Source organism: Colwellia sp. TT2012, assembly GCF_001440345.1.
Classification (GTDB): domain Bacteria; phylum Pseudomonadota; class Gammaproteobacteria; order Enterobacterales; family Alteromonadaceae; genus Colwellia.
In genome coordinates, this window is sequence record NZ_LJYX01000033.1 from 1 (window position 1) to 7,232 (window position 7,232).

The 7,232-nt window shown below is 34.9% G+C and carries 9 protein-coding genes; all 9 read left to right on the top strand.

What is annotated here, in order from left to right; genetic code table 11:
* Window positions 1-617 precede the first annotated feature (617 nt).
* The 9 genes from ASU03_RS18230 (at window position 618) to ASU03_RS18265 (ending at window position 6,538) form a co-directional block, all read left to right on the top strand.
* On the top strand, window positions 618-923 hold the full coding sequence (locus tag ASU03_RS18230) for a glutaredoxin family protein (RefSeq protein WP_082627345.1): 306 nt from the start codon (window positions 618-620) through the stop codon (window positions 921-923).
* Between the two features lie 86 nt (window positions 924-1,009).
* Window positions 1,010-1,417, top strand: a complete 408-nt coding sequence (locus tag ASU03_RS18235) for a hypothetical protein (RefSeq protein WP_057833212.1) — start codon at window positions 1,010-1,012, stop codon at window positions 1,415-1,417.
* Window positions 1,418-1,552: 135 nt separating this feature from the next.
* The gene (locus ASU03_RS20075; RefSeq protein WP_197411277.1) at window positions 1,553-1,849 is read left to right on the top strand and encodes a YceK/YidQ family lipoprotein; all 297 of its coding nucleotides are present in this window, start codon (window positions 1,553-1,555) and stop codon (window positions 1,847-1,849) included.
* A 509-nt stretch (window positions 1,850-2,358) separates the two neighbouring features.
* Window positions 2,359-2,823, top strand: coding sequence for an AraC family transcriptional regulator (locus ASU03_RS18240; RefSeq protein ID WP_057833213.1), 465 nt, complete (start codon window positions 2,359-2,361; stop codon window positions 2,821-2,823).
* Between the two features lie 141 nt (window positions 2,824-2,964).
* Window positions 2,965-3,453 carry a hypothetical protein gene (locus ASU03_RS18245; RefSeq protein ID WP_057833214.1) on the top strand — a complete coding sequence of 163 codons (489 nt, stop codon included), beginning with the start codon at window positions 2,965-2,967 and terminating at the stop codon, window positions 3,451-3,453.
* A gap of 121 nt (window positions 3,454-3,574) precedes the next feature.
* Window positions 3,575-4,252, top strand: coding sequence for a hypothetical protein (locus ASU03_RS21160; protein WP_197411278.1), 678 nt, complete (start codon window positions 3,575-3,577; stop codon window positions 4,250-4,252).
* 487 nt (window positions 4,253-4,739) lie between these two features.
* Window positions 4,740-5,216, top strand: a complete 477-nt coding sequence (locus tag ASU03_RS18255) for a hypothetical protein (protein WP_057833215.1) — start codon at window positions 4,740-4,742, stop codon at window positions 5,214-5,216.
* A gap of 106 nt (window positions 5,217-5,322) precedes the next feature.
* A complete protein-coding gene (locus tag ASU03_RS18260) occupies window positions 5,323-5,973 on the top strand; it encodes a hypothetical protein (RefSeq protein ID WP_057833216.1) in 651 nt (216 codons plus the stop codon).
* A gap of 112 nt (window positions 5,974-6,085) precedes the next feature.
* Window positions 6,086-6,538, top strand: coding sequence for a hypothetical protein (locus tag ASU03_RS18265; protein WP_057833177.1), 453 nt, complete (start codon window positions 6,086-6,088; stop codon window positions 6,536-6,538).
* The last annotated feature ends 694 nt before the right edge of the window (window positions 6,539-7,232 follow it).

A 7,232-nucleotide genomic window follows, 5' to 3' on the forward strand; every position in this document is an offset into this window, starting at 1 on the left:
AATAGAGGAGCCTGCAATCAATCGAACTACCGTATAAAAAGGCTTTAGTTGCTGCTAAAGCTTGGGCCTCACTTTACCTAAACTGGTTTAAAAAGAATAATAAAGATGGATGTATTATCCATACAAGCAATTCAACGTGACACGCAACAGTTGGCCGCGCTCACTACGTTCACAATTATGGCCAACTATTACTTAGCCCGTTAATGTGGGCGTTAGTTGTACCGCTAATCAAGTAAGTTTTATTGCAAAAGCGGTGTTTTATAAATTGATTTGGTCTGTGTTTTAGCTGGTTTTTCGCCATAATATTTTGCTCTTTAACCAGCGAAATTCAACCTCATTTGTCAATATTAAGGTTTAATGCGTTCGCTTCAAAACGGCTAATTGCGTGGCTCAAAATTCAACTTTATTTTGTAGCGGTACGGGTATCTTTATTATTAATTTATGCAGTATGCTATGGTAACTTGTTGTTAGCGTAGAGCTTTTAATCCCAACAACTAACAAGACATTCAAACGGACAAAAAACAGTTGGTTGTTTTCACTCCGTTCAACATTATAACCAACAATTTTTTGCCGCTTAATGTGGCGTTATGTTTATTAATCACTAGTGAGATCGTTAATTGAAAAAAATATTATTTATATGTCTTATTTTTGGTGTTTATACAAACTGGACGACATTGACTGGTGGTTACTCAGACACAAATGAAGTGGTTTTATACTCCACAGATTGGTGTGGTTATTGTAAAAAGGCACGTAAATTTTTTAATTCAAACAACATTAAATTTCAAGAATTTGATATTGAAAAGTCTGAAGATGGACGCAAGCGTTATGATGCGATAAATGGCAGTAGTATTCCATTAATACTTATTAATGGAAATAGAATAAATGGTTATAATAAATCTAAAATTTTAAGGTTTCTTAAGTAGCATAAACATAACAAGCACTTCAAACGGAACAAAAACAGTTGGTTAGGTTCCGCTTATGTAAGCGTTAGTACTACTAAGGATCGGTTATGAGTATACCTGAAATATTAGGGCTGTTGTTTGGTGTAGTTGGTACAGGTATCGCTGTTTATCAAACTGCTGTAATCAACGAAGGTAAAAAGAGAAAACATGAGTTGCAATACCTTTTAGCAGGTATAAATGCGGCTGCAAATCAAAAGCAAATTGCATGGCAAAATCAAATATCTTTATTACAACCACCATCGACACCAGAAGATTATAGAATTGCTCAATCCCTTGTAAGGGCAAGAGATGACGTAATGGAAATTGCAGCATTAAGCTCTGCTTTAGAAGGTACGATTGACACTAATAACTCGGCAATTCTCTCAATGATGGATAAATATAAATCTATTACAGATAAAAATAAAGAAATGTTGGCAAATCAAAGTTCAACAATACCGCCACTAACAGACCAATAGTAAACGTAGTACTAACAAGGCATTTAAACGGACAAATAACAGCTGGTTGTTGTTCGTGCCTCACAAAATTTTAACCAACTATTATTTGCCGCTTAATGCGGCGTTATGTGTAAATTTAATCTCTGTAGGATTCCAATGAAGTATAAAAATACAATTGTCTTCTTGATGTGTTTATTTAGTTTTTCTTGCTCAACCATAACAACTCATAATGTAGCAGTCGGCCACCCGTATAGTGGAACCGAAGATGCGGTGAAAAACTTCCCATGTCGAACCGTTAAATCAATGAATTATGCAATGTTAACATTTCCATTTGTTGTACTGGATGTACCATTTTCTTTTGTATTAGACACGGTGTTATTACCCGTTGATTTACTTGTCACACCTAAAATAGAGCGGGAATTTACGACGGTTAAGGACAAGAAATGCCGTTAAATATATCATTTACACATAACAAGAAATTAAACAAGGACAAAAAACAGTTGGCTTTTGCTCCATCGTCGCCATTTTAGCCAACAATTTTTTGCCTGTTAATTGGGCGTTAGTTGTACCGCTAAACAAGTGAAGTTTTATTGCAAAAGCGGTGTTTTATAAATAGGTTTGGTCTGTGTTTTAGGTGAGTTTTCGCCATTAACTTTTGCTCTTTAACCAGCGAAATTCAACCTCATTTGTCAATTGAAGGTTTAATGCGTTCGCTTCTAAACGGGTACTTGCGTGGCTCAAAAGTCAGGCTTTATTTTGTAGCGGTACGGGTATTCTTTATTATTAATTTACGCAGTATGCTATGGTAACTTGTTGTTAGCGTAGAGCTTTTAATCCCAACAACTAACAAGACATTCAAACGGACAAAAAACAGTTGGTTGTTTTCACTCCGTTCAACATTATAACCAACAATTTTTTGCCGCTTAATGCGGCGTTAGGCTTTTCTTTAGTTAGGAGTATATATGGACGTTGAAATAATTAATTTTCCTAAAACAAAAATTGCGGTGGTTGAACATCACGGTTCACCTGCTCTTGAAATCGAATCTATTAAGAAGCTTATTGAATGGCGTAAAGAAAGCAAATTACCACCTTCGGATATTAATCGTAGTTATGGAATTCATTACAATGATCCTAATACGATTTCACCATCAGATTATCGAGTGGATTTATGTGTTTCTGTTGTTCACGACGTTGCTGAAAATAGCTATGGAGTTGTTGCTAAAACGATTCCAGCTCTTCGTTGTGCAAAAGTTCGTCATATCGGCTCACGTGAAAATATGACTACAGCGAGAGACTTATATAAAGAGTGGTTACCTAAAAGTGGTGAAGCACTTACTAATTTTCCTATTTTTTTTCACTATGTTAATGTCGGTCCTCAAATTAAAGAATCGGATATGATCACAGATGTGTATCTTCCAATACTGTAATCTAGTTCAGCGTACAAAAGCCTAACAAGGCATTTAAACGGAACTAAAACAGTTGGTTAGGTTTCGCTTCGCTACACATTTTAACCAACAATTTTAGTCCGCTTAATGCGGCGTTATGTTTTCAGGGATAGTATCGACTAAATGAATAATCATATTTTAAATAATCTTCGTTCATTGTCTAAAAAAAGAGGCGACACATCTTCTTTTGCAAACTATGACGAGTTTTTGCCATGGTCAGATGATGTTTCTCCTTTATTGGAGTTTGACGACGCATTATGTAAAAAATTCGAATTTTGGTCAGATCATGTTAAATCAGCATATAACATGGGAAGGGAAACACATCACGAAGCTCTGGGTGAGTGTATCGGTGTTGTTAATCAAGCAATTAAAAAACTCGAAATCCCAACTGCTGATATAGAATTGGACAAACCTCAATCCAAAGAAATTGAATACCCAAATAAAGTAACACTTAAGTGGCTATATCATCATGTTCCTTGGACATTTTGGGCATGGATTATTGGTTTACTTTTATCTGCATTTTCATTGGGTGTAGCAGTCTCAGAAACTGAGTTTTATAAAACTTTAAAATCAGATTCTTCTAAACAAACTTCAGTGTCTAAGAAAACATAACAAGAAATTAAACAAGGACAAAAAACAGTTGGCTTTTTGTTCACTACGTTCACTTATTTTAGCCAACCATTTTTTGCCTGTTAATTGGGCGTTATATGCCTAAAAAGGCTCAAGGATGAATATGAAATTTCAATTGAAAACATTATTGGTTTTAATTACTTTAATGCAAGGGTGTTCCTCTACAAAAAATATTGAAGGTATTGATACTAATAACAATGAAATTATTAAGGTTACCGTATATTATAATTCGTTAAGAAAAGATGATGCTGTAATTCTACAGAATGCACTTATCAAAAAGGGTTACCTAGTAAGTGTTGAAAAAAACAAACCATCATCAAATAAATATTCGAGTTACATGTATGTAGCTAAAAAAGATCATAAATCTGCTGTAATGTTAAATGGTATTGTACAAAAGATTCTAAAACATAGTTTAAATACACATTTTTTTAAAGAAAAAGAAACTTCGGGCATAGCAAAGGTAATTTTAACTAACACCGAGTCTGATAACACACAAAATAAAACCTCTCAAGAGCCTTATACACCTCAATTATGGTCGCACCATAAACAGTTGAAAATATCACCTGAGTTGTGTGCTATTAAAGGAGTCGATATATTAAACTCGCTTGGTTTTAGCTCTGTCGTAAAAAATGGAGATTATGTTTATGGAAACTTCAATCAGAATCGCGCGACCATAAAGTGTGTTTCATTTGATAATACCACTTTTGTTTATACCGCTGTAGCGGGTAAAAACGTTAAGCAAGTTGAGCAATTGCGTAACAAAATTTCATGGAAGTTGTAACGGCATATAACAAGTTGCTTAAACGGAAAAATAACAGTTGGCCATCGCTTCGCGATTATAGCCAACCATTATTTTCCGCTTAGCAAGGCGTTAGTTGGCACCACTAAATCAGCCCAATATTTATGTATCAGAGCGGTATTTTCTAAATTTTCTTGGTGAGTTACGCCTCCGTTTTCGCTTATTCTGTTCAGTTATATTCGCCAATAGACTTTACGCTTTTTAAGACACTTTTGCGGTAAAGCCATTAGCTAGTTCAGGCAGTATTGCTTGGCTCAAAATTCTTGGGTTTTTGTGTAGTAGTGCAATATTTTTGCACCTTCCGTTTAAATAATAAATATGGTAACTTGTTGTAAGTTTAGTGCTTTTAACAACCAGCAACTAACAAGAACATCAAACGGAAAAATTACAGTTGGCTGTTTTTCGTTCCTCAAAATTTTAGCCAACTTTAATTTTCCGCTTATGTAAGCGTTAGGCATTTTGAGGGTGTATGGAGATTTCTGATAATTATATTGAAATTGCTAAGTCTCATGAGGACAATAGCAAAAAATACATGGAATTGATTCCTGATATAAACGATCTCAGTTTAGTAACCTTAAAGGGGCATCTGATAATAGAAGAAATTCTATACTTTATCGTATTAAAACATTGCTCTTTTCCAAAATATTTAGATGAAGCACGATTGTCTTTTGCTCAATTAACAGCATTAACCAAAGCTCTAATAAATATTCCTCTCCATGAATGTGCGTTTCCTGCGATAGGTAAACTAAATAAACTTAGAAATAATTTAGCACACAATATAAGCTCCGATAAGGCGGCTAACTTAGCAAAAGAACTTGTTTTATTATGCAAAATAGATAGCTTAGAAGATAAATCTTTACCTGAACAAGTTAGGGGAGCTATTTGTTTTATAATAGGTCAATTATCTGTGATCGGATCGATTTCTGAAATGGTAGAAAATGCCTAACAAGCTGTTAAACAAGGACAAAATACAGTTGGCTTTTTGTCACTTCGTTCCTAATTTTAGCCAACTGCATTTTGCCTGTTAACAGGGCGTTAGAGGTGTAAATAATATGTGGCATAAAATTCCTAATTGGGAATCTTTTAAATCACTTGGTCGCAGTAAGGTTATTAAATCAAGTTATTGGTGGCTATTTATAGTACCAATGCTAGCCAAGTTATTTGAAGCTACGGGAGATGAGATAGTTGTAACTATTTTTAATGCAACCTTTCGAATGACATTAAACCTACCATTTAGTTGGTCTCTTTTTTATTTTAGCGCCGTCTGTTTTTCTTTTGCTAGCATAACTTACTTATTTAAATGCCCTAAAAGTATTGATAAATACGATAGTTTTGAGGCGTGGGAAAAATTAGGAAGAGATCCTACAGCTCTAATTAGGTCATTTCTTGCTTCGTATAGAGATGATAAAGGTATGGAGCCTCATATTATAACGGACAAGACTAAAAACTATTTCTTAAAACATTACCTAGAATATAAAGGGGATGTAGATAAAGTAACTAAAGAACCTCGAACTCCACTAGCGCTCATAAAGGCAGGTATACCTGAAGGAAATATTAAAGGGGTTTACTATTATGTTTTTGATACTGTTAAATTTGTTAGCGTAAAAGCCAGATTAATAATGTTAATTTCATATACATTAGGTTTTTTATGTTTTGGCGCCGTTTTAATACAAAATTTCATCTATGTGTGTAAACACCTCTAACAAGCTAATTAATAAGGACAAAAAACAGTTGGCTGTTTTCGTTCCTCAACATTTTAGCCAACAATTTTTTGCCCATTATTAGGGCGTTATATCTCTAATGGAAGGATCCAGTATGAATCAAAGTAAAGCTATCCCTATCTCAATCTTATCAGGATTAATTCTTGGCTTAATTGGCGTACACCTAATGGGGTATGTCGCCGCAATCGCAATACCCAAAGAATACTTTATGTGGTTTAAGGAAAACCTTTTTGTTGAACTTGGAATGGTTATACTCGGAATAGTTGAGCAATTTTTTTGTTTTGGTCTGCTGGCTCTAATTACCGGATATGTATTGGGTAAAGTGACCCTTTCTAATTGGTTAGTTAATAGTATTATCTGCTATTTGTCAGTCTTATTTTATTTTTCGGTAGGTTCGGCCTTCGTATACGGTGGTTCTATATCAAATCCGTTTGCGGGAGTTTCAATTTTATATTTCTTACCATCGCTTGTATTACCTGCTTGTTTAATCGCTGCAACTTATATAGCGTCTACGAGATATAACAAGAAAATCAACAAGGACACGTAACAGTTGGCTACGTTTCGCTTCGCTACACAATTTTAGCCAACAATTACTTAGCCTGTTATTTGGGCGTTAGTTGGCTAATAAAAAAGATCGTCTAAGTGCTAAATAATTCAGTTTCACCAATTCATTGTTTGGTGCTGTACCGCGAATAAGTTAATCACTTTTATCACATTTCTGAAAGGTGTATTAGCGTAACTATTCGCTCTAAATAGTGAGTGCAATGGCTCAAATTCACGGCTTGGTATTTTCATTACGGTGCGTTTAAGTTATTGTTGTACTTGGTGAAAGTATGCTGCAACTAACAAGCAAATCAACTGGGACACGTAACACTTGCTCGGTTCCACTTCGTTTCACATTTTAGCAAGTATTACTTAGCCCGTTATTTGGGCGTTAGATGTTTTTAAAAACTTAGCTTTAGGGCAAAACCTTTGCGTTTCGCCAAATCAGGTTTTTATGTTTAATCACGAATAGGTTTTGCGCTGTCATTCGGTTTAATTATCGTTTACGGCACAACCATTCGTTCTAAGTCGGTTATTTATGTGGCTCAAAATAGAGGCTAATGTTTATTTAACAGTGCCTTTAAGTTATTGTATCGCTTGGTTTTACCAGTATTGCATCTAACAAGCAATTCAACAGGACACGCAACAGTTGGCCGCGTTCACTCCGTTCACAAGTATGGCCAACTATTACTTAGCCC

What these genes read in the sequence shown, in the direction of transcription:
- ASU03_RS18235 (WP_057833212.1), top strand. Translation starts at nt 1,010, where the DNA reads ATGAGTATACCTGAAATATTAGGGCTGTTGTTTGGTGTAGTTGGTACA.
- ASU03_RS20075 (WP_197411277.1), top strand. Translation starts at nt 1,553, where the DNA reads ATGAAGTATAAAAATACAATTGTCTTCTTGATGTGTTTATTTAGTTTT.
- ASU03_RS18240 (WP_057833213.1), top strand. Translation starts at nt 2,359, where the DNA reads ATGGACGTTGAAATAATTAATTTTCCTAAAACAAAAATTGCGGTGGTT.
- ASU03_RS18245 (WP_057833214.1), top strand. Translation starts at nt 2,965, where the DNA reads ATGAATAATCATATTTTAAATAATCTTCGTTCATTGTCTAAAAAAAGA.
- ASU03_RS21160 (WP_197411278.1), top strand. Translation starts at nt 3,575, where the DNA reads ATGAAATTTCAATTGAAAACATTATTGGTTTTAATTACTTTAATGCAA.
- ASU03_RS18255 (WP_057833215.1), top strand. Translation starts at nt 4,740, where the DNA reads ATGGAGATTTCTGATAATTATATTGAAATTGCTAAGTCTCATGAGGAC.
- ASU03_RS18260 (WP_057833216.1), top strand. Translation starts at nt 5,323, where the DNA reads ATGTGGCATAAAATTCCTAATTGGGAATCTTTTAAATCACTTGGTCGC.
- ASU03_RS18265 (WP_057833177.1), top strand. Translation starts at nt 6,086, where the DNA reads ATGAATCAAAGTAAAGCTATCCCTATCTCAATCTTATCAGGATTAATT.